At 51.9% G+C, this 23,409-nt stretch carries 24 protein-coding genes; 20 read left to right on the forward strand and 4 right to left on the reverse strand.

The genetic code is table 11. The features are described from left to right. The coding region (locus tag F4V43_RS19825; protein ID WP_223879832.1) for a hypothetical protein at positions 1–217 on the reverse strand (217 nt) is incomplete at its 3' end. A gap of 310 nt (positions 218–527) precedes the next feature. Here F4V43_RS19825 and F4V43_RS08975 point away from each other — a divergent pair. The 3 genes from F4V43_RS08975 to F4V43_RS20090 all read left to right on the forward strand — a co-directional run bounded on the left by F4V43_RS08975 (position 528) and on the right by F4V43_RS20090 (position 2,608). Beyond that, positions 528–1,202 (forward strand): hypothetical protein, encoded by a 675-nt coding sequence (locus F4V43_RS08975; protein ID WP_150457913.1) that lies wholly within the window; start codon positions 528–530, stop codon positions 1,200–1,202. Between the two features lie 808 nt (positions 1,203–2,010). Then, entirely contained in the window at positions 2,011–2,319 is a 309-nt protein-coding gene (locus F4V43_RS08980) for a hypothetical protein (protein ID WP_150457914.1), read from the forward strand. 157 nt (positions 2,320–2,476) lie between these two features. Continuing rightward, entirely contained in the window at positions 2,477–2,608 is a 132-nt protein-coding gene (locus F4V43_RS20090) for an SEC-C metal-binding domain-containing protein (RefSeq protein WP_408638327.1), read from the forward strand. Between the two features lie 222 nt (positions 2,609–2,830). Here F4V43_RS20090 and F4V43_RS08990 read toward each other — a convergent pair whose 3' ends face one another. Next, positions 2,831–3,490 carry a DUF2711 family protein gene (locus F4V43_RS08990; RefSeq protein ID WP_150457916.1) on the reverse strand — a complete coding sequence of 220 codons (660 nt, stop codon included), beginning with the start codon at positions 3,488–3,490 and terminating at the stop codon, positions 2,831–2,833. A 181-nt stretch (positions 3,491–3,671) separates the two neighbouring features. On the opposite strand from F4V43_RS08990, the gene F4V43_RS08995 reads away from it, so the two are divergent. Both F4V43_RS08995 and F4V43_RS09000 read left to right on the forward strand, forming a co-directional pair. Continuing rightward, positions 3,672–4,067 carry a helix-turn-helix transcriptional regulator gene (locus F4V43_RS08995; RefSeq protein WP_223879835.1) on the forward strand — a complete coding sequence of 132 codons (396 nt, stop codon included), beginning with the start codon at positions 3,672–3,674 and terminating at the stop codon, positions 4,065–4,067. A gap of 108 nt (positions 4,068–4,175) precedes the next feature. After that, the gene (locus tag F4V43_RS09000) at positions 4,176–4,802 is read left to right on the forward strand and encodes a type 1 glutamine amidotransferase family protein (protein WP_150457917.1); all 627 of its coding nucleotides are present in this window, start codon (positions 4,176–4,178) and stop codon (positions 4,800–4,802) included. On the opposite strand, the gene F4V43_RS09005 is transcribed toward F4V43_RS09000, so the two are convergent. Both F4V43_RS09005 and arr read right to left on the reverse strand, forming a co-directional pair. Then, entirely contained in the window at positions 4,803–5,186 is a 384-nt protein-coding gene (locus F4V43_RS09005) for a nuclear transport factor 2 family protein (protein WP_150457918.1), read from the reverse strand. It lies immediately after the preceding gene. Positions 5,187–5,205: 19 nt separating this feature from the next. Further along, the gene (gene arr, locus F4V43_RS09010) at positions 5,206–5,631 is read right to left on the reverse strand and encodes an NAD(+)--rifampin ADP-ribosyltransferase (RefSeq protein ID WP_150457919.1); all 426 of its coding nucleotides are present in this window, start codon (positions 5,629–5,631) and stop codon (positions 5,206–5,208) included. A 195-nt stretch (positions 5,632–5,826) separates the two neighbouring features. On the opposite strand from arr, the gene F4V43_RS09015 reads away from it, so the two are divergent. From F4V43_RS09015 to F4V43_RS09085, 15 genes are all read left to right on the forward strand, one after another. Further along, entirely contained in the window at positions 5,827–6,918 is a 1,092-nt protein-coding gene (locus F4V43_RS09015; protein ID WP_150457920.1) for an endonuclease NucS domain-containing protein, read from the forward strand. A 13-nt stretch (positions 6,919–6,931) separates the two neighbouring features. After that, on the forward strand, positions 6,932–8,149 hold the full coding sequence (locus tag F4V43_RS09020) for a sensor histidine kinase (RefSeq protein WP_191089533.1): 1,218 nt from the start codon (positions 6,932–6,934) through the stop codon (positions 8,147–8,149). Between the two features lie 18 nt (positions 8,150–8,167). After that, positions 8,168–8,788 carry a response regulator transcription factor gene (locus F4V43_RS09025; RefSeq protein ID WP_150457922.1) on the forward strand — a complete coding sequence of 207 codons (621 nt, stop codon included), beginning with the start codon at positions 8,168–8,170 and terminating at the stop codon, positions 8,786–8,788. 121 nt (positions 8,789–8,909) lie between these two features. Continuing rightward, complete coding sequence (locus F4V43_RS09030) at positions 8,910–12,752, forward strand: S-layer homology domain-containing protein (protein ID WP_191089534.1); 3,843 nt, start codon at positions 8,910–8,912, stop codon at positions 12,750–12,752. Between the two features lie 132 nt (positions 12,753–12,884). Then, positions 12,885–13,874 carry a tRNA dihydrouridine synthase gene (locus F4V43_RS09035; protein ID WP_150457924.1) on the forward strand — a complete coding sequence of 330 codons (990 nt, stop codon included), beginning with the start codon at positions 12,885–12,887 and terminating at the stop codon, positions 13,872–13,874. A 38-nt stretch (positions 13,875–13,912) separates the two neighbouring features. Further along, positions 13,913–14,482 (forward strand): hypothetical protein, encoded by a 570-nt coding sequence (locus F4V43_RS09040; RefSeq protein ID WP_150457925.1) that lies wholly within the window; start codon positions 13,913–13,915, stop codon positions 14,480–14,482. A 140-nt stretch (positions 14,483–14,622) separates the two neighbouring features. Further along, entirely contained in the window at positions 14,623–15,723 is a 1,101-nt protein-coding gene (glf, locus tag F4V43_RS09045; protein WP_150457926.1) for a UDP-galactopyranose mutase, read from the forward strand. Further along, entirely contained in the window at positions 15,683–16,510 is an 828-nt protein-coding gene (locus F4V43_RS09050; RefSeq protein WP_223879833.1) for a glycerophosphodiester phosphodiesterase, read from the forward strand. The genes glf and F4V43_RS09050 overlap by 41 nt, the downstream gene beginning before the upstream one ends. Before the next feature lie 251 nt (positions 16,511–16,761). Next, a complete protein-coding gene (locus F4V43_RS09055) occupies positions 16,762–17,505 on the forward strand; it encodes a class I SAM-dependent methyltransferase (RefSeq protein ID WP_150457927.1) in 744 nt (247 codons plus the stop codon). 124 nt (positions 17,506–17,629) lie between these two features. Then, positions 17,630–18,805, forward strand: a complete 1,176-nt coding sequence (locus F4V43_RS09060) for a DUF4317 domain-containing protein (RefSeq protein WP_150457928.1) — start codon at positions 17,630–17,632, stop codon at positions 18,803–18,805. Between the two features lie 471 nt (positions 18,806–19,276). Further along, positions 19,277–19,879 carry a glycoside hydrolase family 11 protein gene (locus tag F4V43_RS09065; protein ID WP_150457937.1) on the forward strand — a complete coding sequence of 201 codons (603 nt, stop codon included), beginning with the start codon at positions 19,277–19,279 and terminating at the stop codon, positions 19,877–19,879. A 164-nt stretch (positions 19,880–20,043) separates the two neighbouring features. After that, positions 20,044–21,048 (forward strand): formylglycine-generating enzyme family protein, encoded by a 1,005-nt coding sequence (locus F4V43_RS09070; protein ID WP_223879834.1) that lies wholly within the window; start codon positions 20,044–20,046, stop codon positions 21,046–21,048. Positions 21,049–21,290: 242 nt separating this feature from the next. Further along, complete coding sequence (locus F4V43_RS09075; protein WP_150457929.1) at positions 21,291–21,479, forward strand: hypothetical protein; 189 nt, start codon at positions 21,291–21,293, stop codon at positions 21,477–21,479. 42 nt (positions 21,480–21,521) lie between these two features. Continuing rightward, on the forward strand, positions 21,522–22,232 hold the full coding sequence (locus F4V43_RS09080) for an HAD family hydrolase (RefSeq protein ID WP_150457930.1): 711 nt from the start codon (positions 21,522–21,524) through the stop codon (positions 22,230–22,232). Between the two features lie 182 nt (positions 22,233–22,414). Then, the gene (locus F4V43_RS09085; protein ID WP_150457931.1) at positions 22,415–23,266 is read left to right on the forward strand and encodes an MBL fold metallo-hydrolase; all 852 of its coding nucleotides are present in this window, start codon (positions 22,415–22,417) and stop codon (positions 23,264–23,266) included. Positions 23,267–23,409: the final 143 nt, after the last annotated feature.

Raw genomic sequence — 23,409 nt, forward strand, 5'->3', positions numbered from 1 at the left:
TGGTCCCTCTCAGCTTAGAAATATCTACTTTTGGGACAGCCTCTTTAAAATTATCTTCGATACGTAGTTGGTTGCGTCGATTGGGGCTTATTAAGGTACTGGAGCGGGCAGGGCTGATCAAACGCCAGCAGAAGCCAAATGGTGGAACCTGGCGATGCGCGCCGAGCCTCTCAAATATTTCCGGAAAAAATATAACATCCGAGATAAATAAAGCCATTTCTAAAGGTCTTTCCTGGTATACTAATTTACGAAGACAAGTATCAGATAGGAATTGTCCCTCATTGCGCTAACGGAGAACGTTAGTTTAAAGAGACAGCGACAGTCTAGGAGACTTTATTTTCTCGTCCTTTTCTGTCGCTGTTTCAATTTCTAGGTCAGTTTAAAACTTATTTTTGGAGTCTAAAGGTATGAAATTAGAAAAACCGCATGGTATTCTGTTAACAATCCTATTCTATCAAAAACAGGGAAAAGTAACCATAATTATGTTACAATCGTAGAGTTGTATAAATAAAGCTGGGGGTTGGATTATGAGTTTTAAAAAGAAAATGTTTTTTTTAGTTGGACTTATTACTTTATCAGTTGCTGTAGCTGGCTGCGGTGGATCAGCCAACGAGAGTATAGGGACTGGAAAAACTGATGAGATCGCAAAGAATGTGATTGCTGCAACTGAAACAGCTAATACAGATGCAGAAACTGTAAACACACCAGATCCGGCCCAAGAACAAGCCCCTTCTATAGCTCCTTTGATTACCAAAGCAGGAGGTCTTGGGGATACCAAGGAGGTTATCGAGCAAGTTCGGGGAGCCGATGAGAACGACAGTGAAGCAGGAATCAGCTCTTATCAGAACAATACTGTTCTCGTAATGTATTCAGAAGATGATGTGACGAAGAAAAATACAGCGAACAATGTAACCTTGTCGTTTGAAGCTACGGATTCGAAACATCGCACTGCAGAGGAAGCATTAAATGAGTATTCCTCAGTCATTCCAAGTGACGCTGTCAAGGTCAAAGAATATAAAGCTGACGAGGGCCGTGATGTCATTCAGTATGAGAGTAAAATCCTTTCAGATCGGTTAAAAGGATTTTATGATTTCGCTGGAATTCTTGATTCCGAATTAAAGCCTGGTACCTTCATTGTTATCTTGAAACACGATGATAGTGGTGTTTTCTCGGTTGTGGTAGCAGCAGGTAATAATCCATAAGATTAAGTTAATGTAAATAAATAATATAACAATACCGGGCTACCGACATTGGATAGATTCGGTTTTTATCTAAACTATCAGGAAACTATAGTTCAACCAGAACAGGGAGCAGGTCGTCGCGGCGCTGCTCCCTGTTCCATTGAAGTATCGGGCAGTTGACGTCAACAAATAAGAAAATCTGCGTAGGTTCGACAAATCTTTGAATGAGAATATTAATCAAATGGAGGATATACATAATAACTTAGGTAGAATTCAAAGATTGCCTTATAAGATATGGGATTATGAAACAGAGCAACATGTGAGGGATCTACGTAAAATTCAACTATTAGATGAGAGCATAAACAAAAGGTTTGAACCTATTATGTTTGGTGACGTCTTTGAGATTGAACCTTCAAAGGGGGCACGAAGGCAATATTAATATCTCAAGTTTGTGATCTAGTTATAAGAATATTAAAAAAGGGTGACACGGCGCCTAATCGAAATGAATCATTAGGAACACTTATTTTGCAATCTGATATAATTGGAAATGGAAATAATATGTATAGATGAAGTATAGGAAATGATGATATTTACTGGGACGTTAGGAGAAAAATGATTTCCCCTACTGAATTACTTGATTTCTGTACAACAAATGAGCATGGGAGCATTACTCTTGATTTTGGACTTTCATTAGAAAGAAAGTTTTCATGGAGTAATCATTACCACACATACATATATGTCTGAGTCAGTCAAAAATAAGAATGATCAATTTGCTAAGTTGAATAATGGAACAAATTATGTCTCTTATAATAATGGTGCTTTGTATGAAATGGACAAAAACGACAAAGGGGTTAAATTCAAAATTAAAAGAATTGGCCGATTGGATAGTAATGTTGCCAATCATGTTGTCAGTCTTTATATTAATGCTCAAACAAGAGTACCGCTCTTAATGGATCCATCTAAAGATTTGTTAGAGTTAAAAGAGAGGGAAGTGCATTATAAAGGTGCTAAAAAAGAGAACATTAAAATGTATTATTATAACAAAAATGCGTATCTTGATCTGCTCACTTTAGAATCTCAATTTGAAGAATTAGGTTTAGATCTCCAACAAGTCTTTAATCAATGTTTACAAAAATAAAAACTGATTTGAAGCCGGAATATTTTTTGCTAAACGACCTTTAGTTACGGCTGCGTCTTCGAGAAGTTCTACAAAATCAGCTGCACGTAGACTCGATTTGTAAAGCGAACAAACAGGAACCTTTGCTATATCGCAGTTGATGAAAGAGAGCGATAACATGACAGGAAGAAATGACCCATATCCTTGCGAAAGCGGGAAAAAGTATAAGCAGTGCTGTTTGCGCAAGCAGGCGGAAGATCAGACGATGCAGGCAAAGGGCAGGCATTTTTTGATCGGAAAGAAAAATTGATACATGATTTATATCTCTTTTTGGCGCAAAAGCAAGGCGGAACGTGAACCTTCGACAGTCAAAATAAAAAAATCTTCGATTCATCTTTAAGTCATTACAGAGACGGAGCCAGCAACATGTGGGCTTACTTCTTTCGTATCTATGATAACGGCCTGCGGGAGATAGAATGGTTTCTGCAGGAGAGGGGCCAATTCCACCTAAACAAATTTTCAAAAATACCAACTAATATGTTTTTGGTTTACAAATCACTGCTTCCCATTTCTTTTTATCGATAACTTCTTTTAGTTTTTTCTCTTTAGAGAGAAGCACCGTTATGAATGAGTCATAAACACTTAAGAATGCAAATTGCATTCCTTCATCTGTTAGTATTATCTCAGTTGGTGCTAATTCACATATCTCTTTAGCTGTGACATTATTAATGAGCAGCGTACCATCCTGATCTAAAATCGGGTCAGAATATATTATTGTATCAGCCCCCGAAGAACTAAATACATCAAGAATGTCCGAAATCAAAAATTCGGATATTTTGTCTTCTCGAGGATAATAAAGGTCTTTATGTAGATTGTTATTTAATAAGGCAGCTAAATCTGGGCGAGAAAACTCCTTCTTTAATGCTGAGATAGATGTCTTCAACGCCATAACGAGTTCTTCATAAGATTGTATTCCAGTATCTTGCATGACTTCTTTCCAAGGTTTAGGCCTACCAAGTTGAATGGACTCTTCTAAATCAGGATATACATGATCATATTCACTTCTAGCTTTTGAGTCAGTCCAACCTACAGGCATTTGGATAAAAGGGTTGAGTAATATTGCCGCTTCTGTAAACGGGTGAGGTAGTTGATCTAAGATTGGCTTTTCGTAACTAAACCATATATAGTTCATACAGTCCTCCTTCAAGTCACATCTGCCTAAAGTCTTATTAATAGGTGCAAGGCTTCTGATATAGTTTAATACTTCATGTAATTTACTCTTTTCCAACCATTGGGCAAATGGAGCATCGCCGAGTTCAAAACTATCATAAACGATCTTGGGAATATCAAAGCTCTCATAGGCATTTTGTCACCTGCGGAATGAAATCCGCTGCTTCCGGGTAGAACGAATTTTGAACATTACGCGCACGTCATTATCATTTAGGCGTCCCGGTGACTTTTCGGCGCGTGCTTTTCTGATGAACAGTCTGTTCCCAGAACCTGCGGATTCCTCCCGATTCACCCCTTTGATTATTGAGGGCAGGTCAGAAGCCTTGGATGACTTATGCATTCATTGGTTTATGGAGCATTATTTACAGGAACGGACACTCACGCAAGCCACTTTTCTAGTTGAGCAAGAATCCCTGTATACACATATTCCGTATATCGTTCTTCGTTATGGGAAATCGGTTCAAGTTATAGAGCCGCAAAATCTAAAGAGTAGACTGGTAGAGATTGCTTCAGAGTTAATGGAATATTACAAAGGTTAACAACTTCACTGACGGCAGGTGTCAGTGAAGTTGTTTTATGATGAGGATACCGCTCCTTGCCGATGCAAGGCTGCTGTAACCAAACGAACTTTAGAAGGGGACCTGAACATGAATCGTACGGTTTATCTTTATGTGTTGGATAACATGTCCGATTGGGAAGTCGGTTATTTAACCGCTGAACTGAACTCTGGAAGATATTTCAGGCCGGGACTGGCTCCAGTAAAAATCGTCACCGTTGGAGTAGATCGAACGCCAATCACTACAATGGGCGGCTTGAAAATAGTGCCTGATATTAATGTGGATGAGTGCGCCATTAAAGGCATAGGGGCACTGATTTTACCGGGCGGAAATACATGGTTAGAGGCTGTTCACGCACCTATACTGCAAATTGCCGAGAGATGTTTAAAGGAAGGGGGAGCAGTGGGAGCAATTTGCGGTGCTACCCTAGGACTTGCTCAAGCCGGAATGTTGAATTCACGGTGGCACACAAGCAATGATCTATCCTATCTTAAAATGATCTGCCCTTCTTACTCGGGCCAAGAGTATTACAAAGCGGAAGCTGCTGTCACCGACGGGAAATTGATTACCGCAGCCGGAGTGGCTCCGTTGGAGTTTTCTGTTCATGTTCTAAAAGAGCTGGATGTATTCTCTCCAAAAACCTTAGATGCTTGGTATAGTCTCAATAAAATTCATAAACCTGAATTCTTCTACGAACTGATGAACTCGATCCAATAATTAGCTGTAGTCCTGAATCAATGCTATCCTGCCTTCTTTAATTTCAAATACGGACTTTCCTTTTAGCTGCAGGGTATCTCCAGCTTTTAATCCGTTGGGCAAATCGATGGCCAGTCTTCCTTCATAATCAATTTGCACTTCAGCCTGGTCGCCGGAAGCCCTGTAAGCTGTAAGGGTCTGACGACGGCTGGAGAACATTTGGGAGGACTGTTCTGCCAATTCTCTGAACGCTTCTGTTCCTCTGGTGACGGTCTGAAGTTCGCCATTGGAGAAATTGCGGAACACGATATCCTTGTGCAACAGCTGAATCATCCCTTCGACATCGAAAGAATTGTAGGCCTTCACGTACTTCTCAATGATTCGTCGGATCTCTTCCGGACTCATCGGAACCCTCCTTAATCAGTTAATCATAAATAACAGCCTTGCCCTGCTCCCGCAGCTTTTGAAGGGAAGCCAGCATTTGATTGATCTGTTCATCGGAATGTCTGTCCCAGGAGCCCAGCTCCGCTACAACTTTCAAGGGAGACTTCGACCGGTAGGATCGTGTCGGGTTGCCGGGGAACTTCTTGTCGGTGACATTGGGATCGTTCTCGAATTCGCCTAAAGGCTCGACGATATAGATTCGTTCTTTGGAGGCGGTGGAGGAGGCGGCGGCTAATTCTGCCCCCCATTTCGCCGCCTCGAGGGTTGCAGTGAAATAGATATGATTGGATATCTTGTTCTGATAATTGGATAGGTGCAGCGGCTCCAAGCAATCGCCGATCTTCAGTTCTGCTTTTGTCCCATGAAAAAAAGGCCCCCGGTCCAAGACCTCGGTCGGATGAGTCATACGCGGTCCACCCTTTCTGTTCTGGATTTGTATCCACCAGTATAAGCGAGAAATCTCCAAAAGAGCAGTCTACAAATTCATTGGAAAAAACTTTATAATTAAAGTGAAGGAACCAGGAACACAACCAAAGGCAATGGGGATGATCCATTGCTTTTTTTGTCTCATCAAAACTAAACTTTTAAAGGATGTGACAGAATGTCGCTTGAAGTTGGGATTTGGAAGATTTCGGGAGGTGTGGAGCGTCTCTTATTCTCAAAAATGGAAACGGAAAATAAATTAGAAGAGGTTATTAATCGGGATATAGGGATTATTGATCCCGGTCTGCTTTTGATTGGCCGGCAAGTTTATACGGCCTATGGAAAAATAATAGATATGCTGGCAATCAATTCGGTTGGCGATTTGACTATCATCGAGTTAAAGAAAGATAGGACTCCGCGCGATGTCGTTGCACAAATTATTGATTATGCCTCATGGGTTCAAACGTTAGACTATGATCAAATTGCCTCAATTTACTCTACATATAACCCGGTCTGTCCATTTGAGCAGGCCTTTTATGATAAATTTCAGGCTCCCCCACCTGAGCGGATTAATGAAAACCATACGATGATCATTGTGTCGTCGGAAATTGACTTTGCAACCGAACGTATTATTCAATATCTTTCCTCCTCGTATGGTGTGCCTATAAATGCAGTCTTTTTTAAATATTTCAAGCAAAACGAGCATGAATATCTGGCACGTACTTGGTTAATCGATCCTTACCAGGTTGAAGCAAATGCAAGTAATATGCAAAAACCAAAGCCAGGCAATCAACCATGGAATGGCCATGATTTTTATGTGAGTCTGGGAGAAGGTGAATATAGAAACTGGGAAGATTGCATCCAATACGGCTTTGTATCTGCTGGTCAAGGCAGGTGGTACAGCAATACTCTTCAGCTTTTGAAGACAGGGTCCAGAATATTTGCATGTATTCCAAAGGTGGGATATGTCGGCGTAGGAATAGTGGAGGAACCTGTTGTTCCTGTTCGGGAATTCAAGGTGAGGTTAAGCTCCGGGGAAGAAAGACCGATTTTGGAGGTTCCGCTAAAAGCAAGGAGTATGGGGGAGAATTTGAACAACCCCGATCTTTGTGAGTATGTGGTTAGAGTAAAATGGGAAAAAACCGTCCCTCGGGAACAAGCTTTGTGGGAAAAAGGGATGTTCGCTAACCAAAATTCAGCTTGCAAGCTAAGAAACAAATTTACCCTAGAGAAACTGTCCGAGTTTTTTAGATTGGATGAAGAGCTCTGATGGAAATTTGCAGATGCTAGGAACTATACAGAATTTTCTGCTGCAAGTATCGCTGATTGTGGTTCTTATCTTCACCTACGAGTTATTCTTCGCGGAGCGGTTAACGGCAGGGCGGCGGGACAAGCTGGTGCTGTCCGCTCTTTTTGGTACGACCATCATCCTGACGATGATTTTTCCCATTCAACTTACCGGCGATATTCATGTGGATCTCCGCGTAGTGCCGTTGCTGCTGGGTACGTTGTACGGCGGAAGAAGGACCGGAGTGGCACTGGCGGGGATCATTATAATGTGCAGGCTGCTGCTCGGCTTCGGCCCTGGGTTCTACACTACAACGTTCGCGCTTGCGGTCAGCATGCCGGCGGTGCTGTATTTCCAGCGACCGTTCATTGCGGCACCGAAGGGACGGAAGATTCGGATCGCGGTTCTGCTGTCGCTGCTGTACGGTCTGATGGGCAGCGGCTCCACGTTCGCTCTGAAGGGCACCTCGGCCGAGATGGTGCGTCTGCATCTGGTATATCTCCCGACTATTGTTGTCAGTGTCCTGTTCTCTGTAGTCTTTCGCGAAGCCATTCGCGGGATCGTCGAGAGGAACCGGCAGCTTCAGACCCAGGTCAAGGAGGCGGAGATTGCGTTTCTCCGGTCGCAGATCCGCCCTCATTTTCTGTATAACGCCCTGAATTCCATTGCCGAGCTGTGCGTGGACGAGCCGCGCAAGGCAGAGGCGCTGACTCTGGATCTTTCGCAGTATTTGCGCAGGAGCTTCGATTTCTCGCCGCAGGACAGGAGAACCACGATCCGGCATGAGCTGGAGCTGGTTGAAGCCTATCTGAACATCGAGCAGGCGAGATTCGGGGACAAGCTGCATGTAGAATACGACATCCGGGCGAACCGGAGGAGCCTGATTCCGGTGCTTATGCTCCAGCCGATTGTAGAGAATGCCGTCATTCACGGCATCCGAAGTTCGGACCTGCCGGTCGGCAGGGTCCGGGTAAGCATTTGCGAGGGGAAGGATGGAGTCATTCGTTTCCGTGTAGCAGATAACGGCATCGGCATGTCGGAGGAACGCTTAGAGGAGGTACTGGCCAGGGGAACGGAAAGGCAGGACAGCGAGGGCGTCGGTCTGCGCAATATTAACCGGCGGCTGGAGCTGCTGTACGGTCGCCAGCTGCGGATTGAGAGCCAAGCGGGAGCGGGAACGACCGTGTCGTTCGATATTCCGGCGGAATCGTAGGTGAAGGGAGAGGGAGAGATGCCGCAAGCTATTATTGTTGATGACGAGGCCCTGTCGATCAGACGGCTGAAGCGGCTTCTGGAGGAGGAAGGGACCGTGGGAGTAAGCGAGACCTTCCTCGGGCCGAAGGACGTATGCGATTATGTGCGTGAGCATCCGGTGGAGATTGCGTTTCTGGATATCGCGATGCCGGCAGAGAGCGGGATGAGTCTGTCGGCACGGCTACACGCGATCCGGCCGTCGCTCGACATCGTCTTTATTACCGGTTACGACGAGTACGCGGTAGAAGCTTTTGAGTTGAACGCGTTGGACTATCTGATGAAGCCGGTGACAGAGCAGCGATTATCCAAGACGCTGGCCAAAATCAAACGGAAGCACGGTACAGCGCCCGTGCAAGCCGCAACGGACTCCGGCAGCCGCCTGGCGGCGGAAATGTCCGGGAACGGACCTTTGACGGAGCAGGAGCTGCGCGTCGTCCGGCTGATTGCCGACGGCTTGTCCAACAAAGAGATCGCCGGCCGGCTGCATATCGCGCCGGAGACCGTCAAATGGCATATCAAGAACGCGTACCGCAAGCTGGGCATCGGCAACCGGGTCCTGCTGCTGCGGCACGCCAAGGATAATGGCTGGCTGAACTGATTCTCCCCCGAGGGGTCCCCCCCTTTCGGGGGATTTTTATTTTTACATTTTACGAGTATATTCGACAATATCACTAACTAGACGAGGTGGAAGCATGAGAGGCAACAGGAAAAAATTCGGGATGTTCCTTAGCATCCTGTTAATCGGCGCGCTCCTGAGCGGATGCGTGTCAACAACCAGGGCGGTCCAGTTCAATATGGAGGCCCAGCTGCAGGATGGAGAACAACTATACATCCGGTTCGCGGACGGGACGACGGCAACATCCGCCGGCCAGGCGGATCAGGACGAGATTGTGATATCCAACCCCGAGAGGAAACAGATTGTCGGCGGCTTTATTACAGACGGGACCATGAGCTGGGTTGGGAATTATTCCTATGGATATTCCAACAATTCCGCCAATGTTTCTTCGATTTCCGAGGGGAAACCTGATTTTGCAGCCAGCTATGTTCAGCAAGACGCTGCGGTCCCTTATTCGGACGCTTCTTCCTTCAACGGCTACTCCGTAACGTTTACCGTGTACGGTGAACAGGAAGGAAAAATGCTGCCGGTTACCGGCAGAACGGAGGTGTTCGTGGAAGCGGAAGGCGCCGTGTTCCTGGATATGGATCCGAAGTCCGGCAATGGAGAAAAAGATACCGCCGATGGTGGAATGTCCTCCTATACGACGAACGGACAGGTTACCTTTGTAATCCGGCCGCCTGTAGAGACGTCCATAAAGGATCTGAAGCTGCGGGTCTGGTCGGGGCCGAAGCTGCTGTATACCGACGATGCCGCGGATTTGATGGGTCTAGAACTGTCCACGGGCAGCCTGGAGGAGGCTTTCCAGCCGGATGTCACCGAGTACACGGCCGAAGTGCCTTACTCCACGACGCGTGTATCCGTCACGGCAGCGGTCTACAGCCCGGACGCTTCGTTGACGATCGGGGAGGCTGCCGCAGCGTCCGGTGCTCCGAGTGGCGAGATTCCCCTGAAGGTCGGCGAGAATCTAATTCCGGTAGCGGTTGCGCTGCCGGACGGAACCACAAAGAACTACACCGTTAACGTCCATCGCCAGAGTCTCATGAAAGGGCTCGGAACCGAGCAGCAACCGTATTTAATTACGGATGCCGAACAATTGAGCCGGATGAACCGCTATCTGAACCAGCCAGACGTGTATTTCAGGCTGGCGGCCGACATTGATCTGGAGGGGTATAACGGTCAATCCTTCTGGAAGCCGATTGGTACGGGGGAGGCGCCGTTCCAGGGCCATCTGGACGGCGGTGGGTTCACGATATCGAATCTTACCGTTGCACCTTACGAAGTCACCGGTCTGTTCGGCTATCTGGGAGAACATGCAGAGATCCGGGATGTCAAGCTGACAGGAGTTCAGGTCAATTCTATCAATGGTCTCGGCGGTGCACTGGCCGGAGTTAATGCAGGCACGATCACGGACAGCATGGCAGACGGCAGTGTAACCAGCAACACTCGCGCCGGCGGTCTGGTCGGATATAACAGCGCGGAGGCGGTTATCCAGCGCAGCTCTTCAAGTATAGACATTTGGGGCAATGACGGTGCGGGCGGCCTGGTCGCTGACAATAATGGTCGTATTGAACAAAGCTGGTCTACTGGAAAGGTAAAAAGCAATAATGCAGCGGGCGGCCTGGTTGGTGAGAATACTGGTGCAATTATGAACAGCTATACATTTACCGATGTGATGGGTATAGATGTCGGCAGCATCGCCGGGTACAACAATGGCGCCATTAAGACGAGCTATGCCGGCGGCACGGTGACGGCCTCCGGGACAGGGAGCCGTGCTGCGGGGATTGCCGTATCGTCCGGGTACGGCAACGACACCGTGGAGAGCAGCTTTTATGACGCCGAGGTTGCCGTTAACGCATTGGCTTCTTCGTACGGGCGGACGACCGAAGAGATGAAGTCGGCGGCTCTGTACACGGAAGCCGGCTGGGATCTGGCCGAGGTCTGGACGATGGACTCCGCAGTCAATGAAGGCTACCCGGCGCTGCGGCCGGCTGTATCGCATGTCCTCTACAAGGCCGGCGGCGCAGACAGCGGGGCGGTTCCGACCGACTCGAATGACTACACATCCGGAAGCAATGCAGAAGTTGCCGATAATACAGGCAATCTGACGAAGGAAGGTTACCGTTTCAACGGCTGGAATACGGGTGAGGGCGGAAATGGCATGCATCTTGCACCCGGAGCGGAAGTGAAAGTGGGAGTCTCCGGTCTGGTCTTGTACGCGGAATGGGTTCTTGAGGGGACGCCGGAGCTGGTGACTGCGACGGCGGGAGAGTCGAGCGTGGCGCTGGAATGGTCGAAGGTTCCCTATGCAACCGACTATGAAGTGTACCGCAGCACGGAATCGGGCCATTATGAGCTTCCGGTCCACACAGCGGATGCCACGGTTGACCGCTGGACGGATACCGGCCTAACGAACGGTACGACCTATTATTATGTAGTTAAGGCGATAAGCCCCGGCGGGGACAGCGAGATCTCGAACGAGAAGAGCGCCACGCCGGTCAAGAGTGAGCACCCGGGCAATCCGGGCGGCGAACCCGCGAACCCTGGCAATAATACCGGCAATCCTGGTGGCAACACCGGCAATCCTGGTGGCAACACCGGCAATCCGGGCGGAAACGAAGCGGGCAGTCCAAGCGTCAGTACGCCAGCTCCATCTGCCGGTACGCCGACAGCGGCTCCGGTGACAGCAGCGCCGAGCACGGCGGCTATCGAGCTGCAGGTGAACGGGAAGACCGTTCAGGGTGTGACGGTCTCCGGCACAGAGGCCGGCGGACGGAAGACGATGAAGGTGGCCATCAGCACGGCCGGAGCCCAGTCGCTTTTGGCTGCGGCAGAAACGGGCGACGTGATTACAATCCCGGTTGCAGGCGGAGCCGATGCGGTAATCCAGCAGTTGAGCGGATCATTCCTTAAAGGTCTGGCTGAGAAGAAGCTCACGCTTAAGCTCCAGACACCAGAAGCCTCCTTCTCGCTCCCGGCGCAAAAGCTGGACCTGGCTTCTCTATTGAAGAAGCTTGGAGCAGCGAGCGTCGAAGAACTGACGCTGGAGATCGAGGTTGCTTCTCCGGCTTCCGAGGGCTTAAGCCTTGCCGACAAGGCTGCTGCCCGCTACGGCTTCTCGCTGGTCGGTTCCCCGGTTGAATTCACGGTACGGGGCACGTCCGGCGGACAATCGGCGACCGTTGCTTCGTTCAATGCTTATCTGGAGCGGACCCTGGAGATTCCGAACGGTATTCATCCGAGCCGGATTGCAACAGCGGTCGTTGTCGAGCCGGACGGCTCGGTGCGTCAGGTGCCGACCAAACTCGTTGAAATCGGCGGAAAGTACCAGGCCGTCATCCAGAGCAGAACCAACAGCTTGTATGCATTGATTGAGAACAAGGCGGCCTTTACGGACATGGAAGGGCACTGGGCAAAAACAGCCGTAATCGATATGGCTTCCAGATTGGTTGTGGGCGGAGAAGGGGACGGTTCTTTCAGACCGAACCGTGAAGTGACCCGGGCAGAGTTCGCCGCGATGGTAGTGCGCGGACTGGGAATCAAGCCGGAAGACATCTCCGGCAGCCCCGCGTACCCGGATGTGACCCCGAATCATTGGTACTATGAAACGGTCGTATCGGCTTCGCGGGCCGGTCTGATCCACGGGATGGAGGACGGGAAGTTCCACCCGAACGACAAAATCACCCGGGAACAGGCCATGGTTATCCTTGCTCAGGCAATGGATCTGACCGGCTTGTCGGCGGATTCGCATGCAGTTGCCGGCTTGCAGGCATACACCGACGCTTCATCGGTCTCCGCCTGGGCGAAGGAAGCGGCTGCGAAGAATATCGGCGCCGGCGTGATTAGCGGCCGGAGCGCATCGAAGCTCGCTCCGCAAGCCGCGATGACGCGCGCCGAAGCCGCAGCGATTATTCGCAAGCTGCTGGTCCAATCGGGCTTGATCTAAGAAGCGCGGATGAAGGAGCAAGGGGCGGTCCGAACGTCATGCTGATGACGGGAGGACCGCCTCTTTTTTTGGCGTGATGGGCGCCGGGGTATGCTATACTTTGATTGACCATCTACAGAAAGGTACAGGGATATGACAACGAATTTTTGGCGTGAACTGCCGCGGCCTTTTTTCATTTTGGCGCCCATGGAAGATGTAACGGATGTGGTGTTTCGCCACGTGGTAAGCGCAGCGGGCAGACCGGATGTGTTCTTTACGGAGTTCGCGAATACGGAGAGCTACTGTCACCCGGAGGGCAACCATGCGGTGCGCGGGCGTCTGACTTTTACAGAGGATGAACAGCCGATGGTGGCTCATATCTGGGGAGACAAGCCGGAGTACTTCCGTCAGATGAGCATCGGGATGGCGAAGGAAGGCTTCCGAGGCATAGATTTGAATATGGGATGTCCGGTAGCCAATGTTGCCGAGAATGGAAAAGGAAGCGGGCTGATCTGCCGGCCGGACACGGCCGCCGATATCATTCAGGCTGCCAAAGCCGGAGGTCTGCCGGTCAGCGTGAAGACCCGGCTCGGGTTCAGCAGCGTGGACGAATGGCGCGGCTGGCTGACCCATATTTTGAAGCAGGATATTGTGAACCTGTCCGTTCATCTGCGGACGAGAGAGGAAATGAGCAAGGTAGCAGCCCACTGGGAGCTGATTCCCGAGATCAAGAAGCTTCGGGATGAGGTAGCGCCGGATACGCTTCTGACGATTAACGGGGATATCCCGGACCGGGAGACGGGTCTGCGGCTCGCCGAGCAGTACGGAGTGGACGGCATTATGATCGGGCGCGGCATTTTTCAGAACCCGTTTGCCTTCGAGAAGGAGCCGAGGGATCACAGCAGCGAAGAACTGCTCGATCTGCTTCGGCTGCACCTGGATCTGCACGATCAGTATTCGGAGTCGGCGCAGCGTCCGTTCCGGCCGCTTCAGCGGTTCTTCAAAATCTATGTCCGCGGGTTCCGGGGGGCAAGCGAGCTTAGAAACAATATGATGAACACCAAATCGACAAGTGAAGTGCGCGCCCTGGTCCAAGAATTTGAGAATATGGCGCAGGAGGAGTCGGAAGAAATCGGGGATTAAACGCCCGTTCTTCCGCAGAAACACCGAAGGAGGCTGACATGTCCTGGAGCAAGCTGAAGCAGCAGTTGGAGAGCTTTCTCGCGCCCGCACTAAGCGGCAGGGTGGAGTACCGCGCACCGGGCTACCGCTATTTGCCCGATAAATCGGGGATTTGTTATCTCTCCGTCGATAAGAAGAACATCCTCCTGATGAATGACAGGAACAGCGGAATCCGGTGGTATGATTCCGAACTGGAGATCAAGAATGACCTCTCCGCCATCATGCCTGTTCGCGCAGAGGAGGTGGAGGCGGTCCGTCAGAGCAGCCAGGGAACGATCCCGGAGGATCGGCTGGTGATCATGGCCCGAGGCCGAAAGAGTTCGGAACAGGCCAAAGCCATTTGGTCCGCGCAGGTTGCGCTCAGCAAATCCGATTTTATTAAGGAAGCCCATAAGTTCCTGACGACTTCGATCGAGGAGAGTCTGGAGAGCACGGAGATTCTGTCGAATATTCTGGCGCTCCTGGATCGAAGAGTAGGGAAGAAGCGGCTGATGAATCTGTCGGAACCGATGAAGCTGAAGCATCCGAGCGTCCGGTATTTCTATGAGCTGCGGCGTGCGACGATATAAGCGGATGAATTGAACCGGGAAAGTCTCTAGCAGAGTGGTCTGCGCCAGATTGACTGAGCTGTGCATTTTGGAAGAACCATGATCAGTCTCCGAAAAGGCAGGCTGTGGCTTGAACAATCCAAGAAGGCGGTAGGAATGCTATGAAGTATGATTACTTAATCGTCGGTGCAGGACCTTTCGGCGCGGTGTTCGCGCACGAAGCGACGAAGCGCGGCCGTACCTGTCTGGTGATTGATAAGCGTCCTCATATCGGAGGCAACATTTATACGGAACAGACGGAAGGGATTCAGGTTCACAAATATGGAGCGCATATTTTTCATACCAATGATAAAGAAGTGTGGGACTATGTGAATCAGCTCGCTGCGTTTAACCGGTATACGAACTCGCCTATCGCGAATTACAAGGGTGAAATGTATAACCTGCCGTTCAATATGAATACGTTCTATCGGTTATGGGGCGTGTCCGATCCGTCCGAAGCCGAAGCAATCATCGAGTCGCAGCGACTGAAAGGCGAGGAGCCGCAGAATCTGGAGGAACAGGCGATTTCTCTTGTGGGACGCGATATCTACGAGAAGCTGATCAAAGGCTATACCGAGAAGCAATGGGGCCGCGCCTGCAAGGACCTGCCGGCCTTTATTATCAAGCGGCTTCCGGTTCGCTTCACATGGGACAACAATTATTTTAATGACCAGTATCAGGGGATTCCGGTCGGCGGCTATACGCCGATGATCGAGAAGCTGCTTGAAGGAAGCGAAGTCAGGCTGAATACGGACTATTTTGCCGAGAGAAAGTACTTCGACGGCCTGGCCGAGAAGACGGTCTACACGGGAATGCTGGATGAGTTCTACGGCTTTCAATTCGGACCACTGGAGTACCGCACGCTGCGATTCGATACGGAGATTCTGGATAAGTCGAACTTTCAGGGCAACGCGGTCGTGAATTATACCGACGAAGAGACGCCTTTTACCCGCATCATCGAACATAAACATTTTGAATTCGGCACCCAGCCCAAAACGGTGGTTACCCGTGAATACTCCAAGGAGTATGAACCGGGGGATGAGCCTTACTATCCGGTTAACGATTCAAGCAACAATGACCGTTATCAGAATTATAAGGCGCTTGCCGAGCGGGAAGAGAACGTTATCTTTGGCGGAAGACTGGCCGAGTATAAATATTATGATATGTGGCAGATTGTCCGCAATGCGCTCGATCTGGCGAGAAGAGAGTTGGACGGAGCTTGAATCTCTCCTTGTTGGTAAGCAGGCAGCAACGACGAAGAAAGGAGAAATGGATGCTATGAAGATATGGGGTCATCGCGGAGCCTACTCCTCTGCCCCGGAGAATACACTGGAAGGATTTCAACGGGCTGTTGAAATGGGGGCGGACGGAGTAGAGCTGGATATACAGCTTACCAAGGATAAGGAAATCGTCGTCATTCACGACGAAACGGTTGATCGAACGAGCAATGGGCACGGATGGGTGAAGGATATGACACTCGCCGAGATCAAGAAGCTCAACTTCAATAAGAGCGGGCGGTCCAAGCCGTTGTTTATGGAAGTGCCTACGCTATCGGAAGTGCTGGAACTGCTGGAGCCAACAGGGCTGACCCTCAATATTGAGCTGAAGACAGGTCTGATTTATTATGAAGGAATTGAAGAATTGGCGCTGAAGCAAGTGCAGAAGCAGGGAATGGCAGAACGGATCGTATGGTCGTCATTCAACCATTACTCTATACAGCAAGTGAAGCGGCTTAATCCTTCCTCCAGGACGGCGCTGCTCTGCGGCGGAGAAATACTGGTTACTGCGGAGCAGTGCGAGAAGGTCGGAGCGGAAGCGCTCCATCCCTATGTAGCCATGCTGCGCCATCCGTTGCTAGCGGAAGACTGTCGCCGGCGGGGCGTACTGCTCCGTCCGTGGACGGTCACGCATGAAGATGATCTCAAGCTGGCCATGGAATTGGATGTTGATGCTGTTATGGTGAACAGAATTGACTGGGCAAAGGAAATCTCCGTTCTTTTAAGAGATTGAACTCTAGTTCCGCTTGTTCGGCTTGTAATGTTGGCTGACAACCTCTATTGGTAAGATAACTATAATCATTCTTTCCATGGCAGGGCCTTCGGCCGCTTGCTATACTCGGTTTATCTGAATCAAAGGGAGCGATGCAGGATGATAAGTCGGAAGGAACACACTCAAGCAGGGAATCGAAATAGCTAAGCTGCGGAAGCTGTATGGATACATATGAGGCGCTTCTGTGGTTTCCATACATGGAGGTTAGAGAATTGAGCAAAAACAATTGGGAAGCTTTCTTTGATGCACATGCCCCTCACTATATGAATAACGGCTTTACGAAGAACACTGTTTCGGAAGTGGACTTTGTCGTCGAAGAGCTGCAGCTTGCGCCGGGGAGTCGGGTGCTTGATATCGGCTGCGGTACAGGAAGACATGCGGTCGAGCTGGCCGGACGGGGGTACCGGGTTACCGGTGTGGATATTTCGTCGGGCATGCTGGCGGAAGCCCGCAGGAGAGCGGCGGAAGAGGGGGTGGAGGTGGAGTGGGTTCAGGCGGATGCGGCAGCCTATGTTCCTGCCCGAACCTTCGATGCGGTCATCTGTCTCTGCGAAGGGGCCTTTGGGCTGGTCGGCAGAGAAGAGGAGCCCATTGCCCACGACGCGGCCATTCTGGCCCACATTTCCGAAGGGCTGAAGCCCGGAGGACGGATGATCCTGACGACGCTGAATGCCTACGCCAGAATCCGGAGTCTGACCCAGGAGGATGTCGCTTCCGGCCGGTTCGATCCGGTGACGTTGGTGGAGCACTACGAGGACGAATGGGAGCTGCCGGAGGGAAAGAAGCGGGTCGAAGTGAAGGAACGCCGATATTTCCCTTTTGAACTGAAGGCGATGTTCGCCGAAGCAGGGTTGAAAGTGGAGAATATTTGGGGCGGCGCTCTGGGCGAATGGAGCAAGCGGCGGAGCATCGGTCTGGATGAGATCGAGATTATGGCCGTCGCCGTCAAGGAATAAAAGAACGGGGATTGCCGTCAAAGGCAATTCCCTTTTTTAATCAGCCGATCAGGCAAGCCTGCGGCTTTTTTTGTTATGATAGAAGGGAGCATAATTCGATTCATTGGGAGTGTAGGAACGGACGATGATTAAAAAAGAAATTGCCCATATTCGCAAGCAGTTCAAGCTGGACCACGAGATGCTGAAGCTGTATGACATTCTGAACGTGTATATCATGAAGGACAGCAGCGAAATCTACCATTTCGAGCGGCAGCCGTTCGCGATGCTGGACCGGGAGAAGCAGGAGCTCTATATGGGGAACTTCAAGAAGCTGCTGACCGGCGAGCTGGACCAGAAGCTCTTCGAGCTGAAGTTCCAGGAGGCGGAGGAAGACGTCAAGGACCCGAGCCGGGTACTGCTTCATCAAGGGCTTGTTACCGGGGACCCGGATGAATGGCATGATCTGATGATGCTGCTTGTCGACAAAATGCTGGCAGACACCCGGTATGCCAAAGACATGGTGGTGACCTTTGTACGGGGACAGTATTTCCGGCCAACCAAGAAGCGCAGCGAGGAGTCGGAGGAGAGCGGCAAGGACGAGGTGTTCGCCAATCCCTTCATTCTCTGCAGCGTGAATTCGACCGAGGAGCAGCGGAAGTCGCTGATGTTCGACTATGTGGAGCGCGAGTTCAAGTACAATGTCATCGTGGACCCGATCATCAAGCTGAGCGCGCCGGAGCAAGGATTTTTTTATCCCAGCGTAACGGACGGCTATTCGGATGTGAATCGGGTGCTGTACTGCTCGGGCCGAGCCAATGAGCCGAACCCGCATTTTATCGATCAGATTCTGAATGCGGAGAAGACGGTGACGGCCCAGGAGGAACGGACGATCTTTGAGGAGATTGTGAAGGAAGTGGCCGGGGACCAGCTCGATGCGGCCACGATTGCCCAGGTATATGAGGAAATCCACCAGGTTATCGAATCTCACGAGAATGAGGAAGAGCCGCCGACGCTGGATTTTAAAGAGGTCGAGCGGGTGCTGAGTGTCAGCGGAGTGGAGAATGTAACCGAGGAGAAGGTGGAGCAGGCTTTCCGAACGGTTGTGGATGACCGGAACTACGAGATCAAAGCCAACAGCGTGCTGCCGAAGTTCACTTCAAAGTCGATCAAGATCAACACCAAAGTAGCGACCATCTCGGTCAGCCCGCAGGATCTGAAATATGTGAAGCAGGTCAATTACCAAGGAAAGCGATGCATCCTGATCGAGATTGACGAGGACGCCGTCATTGAAGGGTTCACGCTGAATACGGAGACGTTGTAGAAAGGGATCGGGGAACCCAATGGGTTCCTCGTTTTTTTGTGGAGGAACAAAGACCGGGGTCTTAGGATCACGATACTAAGAATAGGAGAAATACAGAATGCTTAATAGATTAATTTTTTTTATTTGCCAAAAGGGATATCCTCCGAGCCGAAGTGTGCCTAAGAATCGCTCAGAGGTATCACGCCCAAAAATAGAATCCACCTGTGCAACAAAGTGCGCAAAATTACCACGATAAGTAAAAAATGCAGGGGATTCACCTTTAATTTGTTAAGTGTTTTGAAAGCGGTTACCTTCTATAATTTTCCTGAAAGGAGGCGAGGGGCGAACATACCGTTTCTTTTAAAGAGACGGAAGGCAGGCCTGCAAGGATCGGCGCGTACAGAACTTATTCCACGGATGGTGAATGCATCATCCTAAAAAATCAGGAGGCGAATTCGGTTGAAGATCACAAAGAAAATCTCGGCATTGCTTATGGCGGTAACGGTAAGTTGTACAAGCCTGTTTGCTGCAAGCGCTTACGCTGCGACGGACTATTGGCAGAACTGGACGGACGGCGGCGGAACGGTCAATGCAACGAACGGCTCCGGCGGCAATTACAGCGTGAACTGGAAGGACACCGGCAACTTCGTCGTCGGCAAGGGCTGGAACGCCGGCTCGCCGACCCGGGTGGTCAATTACAACGCCGGTGTTTTTGCTCCGTCGGGCAATGCTTATCTGACTTTATACGGATGGACCCGCAACTCGCTGATCGAATATTACGTGGTGGATAACTGGGGAACCTACCGGCCGACCGGAACCTACAAAGGCAGTGTGACAAGCGACGGCGGCACCTATGACATCTACACCGCAACGCGTTACAATGCTCCGTCCATTGACGGAACGGCCACGTTCACCCAGTTCTGGAGCGTGCGGCAGTCCAAGCGCTCGATCGGAACGAACAATACCATTACGTTCGGCAATCATGTAAATGCCTGGAAGAACGTGGGCATGTATCCGGGCAGCAGCTGGGTCTACCAGATTGTAGCGACTGAAGGCTACCAGAGCAGCGGCAGCTCGAACGTTACGGTGTGGTAAAATAGCCCTCCCGCCGGCGCAGAGCGGCTGACCGCTTGGAGCTGGCCATGAGGGAGCGGCAAGTACCGCTCTCCATGAAGCGGATAAGGCTGAACGGGTCCACTGCCGTCGGCCTTATCTGTTCCCGGGAGTGGCGGAGAGATAGACTCAGAAGGAGAGACGGTATGAGAACAAGGCTGCTAGTCCTGCTGATCGGACTGTCGATGGTCATCTCCGCCTGTTCGGACGGGAATGCGGCGTCATCTTCGCCGCCTGGGCAGTCCGCCCGGCCGGAGAACAGCGCCCGGCCTGCGAACGGTTCGGACGCCTCCAATCATTCGGCGGAACCGGGCAGTTCAGAGGTGCCCGGCCATTCGGCCGTTCCGGACCATCCGGATTCAACGGAGAGTTCGGCCCGCGCCGATAAGGCCTCCGGCCTGGTGTTCATCCAGGGAGGAGCCGTGCGCAGCACCCGCACCGCTGAAGCCGGCACGCGGAAGGAAGTCGCAAGCTTCTATATCGGGAAGTACGAGGTTACCCAACAAGAGTGGACAGAAGTAATGGGAAACAACCCCTCCCAGTTCCGGGGAGACCGGCTGCCGGTCGAAGGAATCAGCTGGTATGATGCGGTTGAATACTGCAACAAGCGAAGCCTGAAGGAAGGCTATACACCGGTATACAGGATCGACAAATCGAAGCCCGATCCCGGCAACAAGAACGATCATGATCCCGTGAAATGGAAAGTTACGATCAAGGAAGGCGCCAACGGCTACCGGCTGCCGACCGAGGCGGAGTGGGAATATGCCGCCGGGGGCGGACAGCAGAGCCGGGATGATCTCTACAGCGGAAGCGGCAATGCCGAAGACGTCGCCTGGTACTGGAGGAACGCCGGAGACAAGCCGCTGACGGGAGACTGGAACTGGCCATTGATCGAGAGCAATCATAACCGGACCCATCCGGTCGGCAGCAAGAAGCCGAATGGACTCGGTCTCTACGACATGTCCGGCAACGTAAGAGAATGGTGCTGGAACTGGTATGAGAACCCGGAAGGCGATACCGGCAGCCTGAAGATCGTCAAGGGCGGCGGCTGGATCGGCGACGTGGTGAGCAGCGAGATTGCCTACCGGGGCAAATTCGAAGCGAGCGGTCTGGGACCGGACCAGGGACTGCGGGTGGCCAGGAGCGAATGAAGCCCGGCTGTAGCGGCGGCAGGCAATTCGTTAAGCCCGCAGGCCGGCGGCGGCAGAGCTCTCTGCGCGATCAGCATCCGGCAAAAGATTCCCCGGCCTTGGCGGCCGGGCTTTTTGCATGCACCTTAAATCCGCATAGGGCAGCGGCCCTTCCGCACAGGACCGAAGGCGGCCTGCCCGCTCCCTATGCTATAATGGACGGGCGAAGCAAGATACCAACAACCGGGAGTGAAGACCAACAAATGAGAGGCTATAATATCTGGCGGCCGCTGATGGTCATTATTGTGGCGCTGCTGATGCGGAAACTGGTAACCGGTATCGGCACAGCATTCGGCATGGGCGCGGAAGCGGCGGCCGGGCTTGGCATGGTTGCGGCGATTTTGTCTGCGCTGTTCATGTATACCCAATATACAAAACGGAACCGAAAGTAGAGAAAGAGCCCGTAGTGAACGGCAAGGGAGAGGAGAGAGAACTTGTACAACACGTATATTTTTGACCTGTATGGCACGTTGATTGACATTCGGACCGATGAGGACGACCCGAGGCTGTGGGAGACGCTGAGTGTCCATTTCCGGTACAAGGGGATGGAGATTACCGGTCCCGCGCTGCAGAAGCGGGCAGCCGAGGAGACGGAACGGCAGCTGGAGGCTCTGCGGTCAGGCTGCGAATATCCCGACTTTGTGCTGGAGAAAGTTTTGGAAGCGGTTGCTGACGGGCTTGGCGTCAAAGTCAGCGCAGGCTGGCTGAACGAGACGGTGCGGTGGTTCCGTACGCTCTCGATGCGTCATCTGGCCCTGTACGACGGCGTAGAGGAGGTGCTGACCGCTCTGCGCAGCCAAGGGAAGAAGATCTACCTGCTGTCGAACGGGCAGAAGACGTTCATTGAAGCGGAGCTGGGCGCGCTGGGCATTCTCGACCGGTTCGACGGCATTGCGATTTCGTCGGAAGCGGGGCTGAGCAAGCCCGATCCGCTGTTCTACCGCTATTTGCAGCGTACATACGGAGCGGATCTTACCTCCGCGCTGATGGTCGGCAACGACCCGCGCACCGATCTGGAGGGGGCGCGAAGAGCCGGCATCGACGGTTGTTACCTTCATACCGAGAGCTCTCCCCGGGGGATGGAGGTAACGAGCGCTTATCAGATCTGGGACGGAGATATTCGCCGGATACCGGGCTGGCGGTAAGCCGGAGGAGCGGACGTACCGCAAGGTCTCCCGGGTTATGGGAGTTGAGGCAGGGGGAAGCTGGTGCAAGACCGCCCGATGTGTTTATTAATGGGCTAAGAGCGGATATCCTGCCGGATAGGCCGGCTCGTCTAAGGCTACACTAAGCGCAAGTCAGCCCGGAAGGCCAAGGAGGAATTCCCATGAAGGAAGAACCGAGAGAACCGAGCTACGGAAGCGATTATCACCGGATTCCCGCGACCTCGATCACCAGCGGTACCGGGGTGGAGGTTGCGGAGGATCTGTACGGCTATACCGTTGGGATTGTTAATATTGCGCTGGTCGGCCGTCCCGGCGGCCCCGGCTATGTGCTGGTGGACGCGGGCATGCCGGGTTCGGTGGATTCCATTGTGGAAGCGGCGGAAGAGCGGTTCGGCAAGGGCAGCCGCCCGGATGCGATCGTGCTGACGCACGGACATTTTGACCATGTAGGCGCGATTGTGGAACTGCTGGAGCGCTGGGATGTGCCGGTGTACGCGCACCCGCTGGAGCTGCCTTTCTTAACGGGCGAAGAGAGCTATCCCGAACCGGACCCGAGCGTTGAGGGCGGGATTCTGGCCAAAATCTCCTCGGTCTTCCCCAACGAACCGATTCAACTGGGCAGCCGGATCCAGGCGCTTCCGGAAGACGGGATAGTGCCCCATCTTCCGGGCTTTCGCTGGATTCATACCCCCGGCCATGCGCCGGGGCAGGTCGCGCTGTTCCGGGAAGCTGACCGGGCGCTGATCGCCGGCGACGCTTTTATTACCGTAAGGCAGGATTCACTGTACAAGGTGCTGGTCCAGAAGACCGAGGTGTGCGGTCCGCCGCGGTATTTTACGGCCGACTGGAAGGCAGCCCGTGAATCGGTGCTGCGGCTGGCGGCGCTGCGGCCAGCGATGGCCATCACGGGGCACGGCCGGCCGATGGCCGGCGAAGAGCTGGCGGAAGGGCTGGAGCGGCTTACGCGCACGTTTGATCAGACGGCGGTGCCGGATCACGGCAAATACGTGTAGCAAAGGCTGACGGCGGGCAGCCGGAGAGCGGGCGAAAAGCGGGCGGAGAGCCGGGATCCGGCTCCCGCAGGGCAACGGAACAGGAAGACGGAGAGGCAGGACTCTCCGTCTTTTTTTGCTGCCGGGAAAGGGCGGGTTGCACA

The organism is Paenibacillus spiritus (genome assembly GCF_008710135.1).
Lineage (GTDB): Bacteria > Bacillota > Bacilli > Paenibacillales > Paenibacillaceae > Paenibacillus_AQ > Paenibacillus_AQ glufosinatiresistens.

What these genes read in the sequence shown, in the direction of transcription:
- F4V43_RS09035 (WP_150457924.1), top strand. Translation starts at nt 12,885, where the DNA reads ATGACAACGAATTTTTGGCGTGAACTGCCGCGGCCTTTTTTCATTTTG.
- F4V43_RS09070 (WP_223879834.1), top strand. Translation starts at nt 20,044, where the DNA reads ATGAGAACAAGGCTGCTAGTCCTGCTGATCGGACTGTCGATGGTCATC.
- glf (WP_150457926.1), top strand. Translation starts at nt 14,623, where the DNA reads ATGAAGTATGATTACTTAATCGTCGGTGCAGGACCTTTCGGCGCGGTG.
- F4V43_RS09015 (WP_150457920.1), top strand. Translation starts at nt 5,827, where the DNA reads ATGTCGCTTGAAGTTGGGATTTGGAAGATTTCGGGAGGTGTGGAGCGT.
- F4V43_RS09065 (WP_150457937.1), top strand. Translation starts at nt 19,277, where the DNA reads ATGGCGGTAACGGTAAGTTGTACAAGCCTGTTTGCTGCAAGCGCTTAC.
- arr (WP_150457919.1), bottom strand. Translation starts at nt 5,631, where the DNA reads ATGACTCATCCGACCGAGGTCTTGGACCGGGGGCCTTTTTTTCATGGG.
- F4V43_RS09040 (WP_150457925.1), top strand. Translation starts at nt 13,913, where the DNA reads ATGTCCTGGAGCAAGCTGAAGCAGCAGTTGGAGAGCTTTCTCGCGCCC.
- F4V43_RS09000 (WP_150457917.1), top strand. Translation starts at nt 4,176, where the DNA reads ATGAATCGTACGGTTTATCTTTATGTGTTGGATAACATGTCCGATTGG.
- F4V43_RS20090 (WP_408638327.1), top strand. Translation starts at nt 2,477, where the DNA reads ATGACAGGAAGAAATGACCCATATCCTTGCGAAAGCGGGAAAAAGTAT.
- F4V43_RS09005 (WP_150457918.1), bottom strand. Translation starts at nt 5,186, where the DNA reads ATGAGTCCGGAAGAGATCCGACGAATCATTGAGAAGTACGTGAAGGCC.
- F4V43_RS09020 (WP_191089533.1), top strand. Translation starts at nt 6,932, where the DNA reads ATGCTAGGAACTATACAGAATTTTCTGCTGCAAGTATCGCTGATTGTG.
- F4V43_RS09030 (WP_191089534.1), top strand. Translation starts at nt 8,910, where the DNA reads ATGTTCCTTAGCATCCTGTTAATCGGCGCGCTCCTGAGCGGATGCGTG.
- F4V43_RS09060 (WP_150457928.1), top strand. Translation starts at nt 17,630, where the DNA reads ATGATTAAAAAAGAAATTGCCCATATTCGCAAGCAGTTCAAGCTGGAC.
- F4V43_RS09025 (WP_150457922.1), top strand. Translation starts at nt 8,168, where the DNA reads ATGCCGCAAGCTATTATTGTTGATGACGAGGCCCTGTCGATCAGACGG.
- F4V43_RS08990 (WP_150457916.1), bottom strand. Translation starts at nt 3,490, where the DNA reads ATGAACTATATATGGTTTAGTTACGAAAAGCCAATCTTAGATCAACTA.
- F4V43_RS09050 (WP_223879833.1), top strand. Translation starts at nt 15,683, where the DNA reads ATGCGCTCGATCTGGCGAGAAGAGAGTTGGACGGAGCTTGAATCTCTC.
- F4V43_RS08975 (WP_150457913.1), top strand. Translation starts at nt 528, where the DNA reads ATGAGTTTTAAAAAGAAAATGTTTTTTTTAGTTGGACTTATTACTTTA.
- F4V43_RS08980 (WP_150457914.1), top strand. Translation starts at nt 2,011, where the DNA reads ATGGACAAAAACGACAAAGGGGTTAAATTCAAAATTAAAAGAATTGGC.
- F4V43_RS09085 (WP_150457931.1), top strand. Translation starts at nt 22,415, where the DNA reads ATGAAGGAAGAACCGAGAGAACCGAGCTACGGAAGCGATTATCACCGG.
- F4V43_RS09075 (WP_150457929.1), top strand. Translation starts at nt 21,291, where the DNA reads ATGAGAGGCTATAATATCTGGCGGCCGCTGATGGTCATTATTGTGGCG.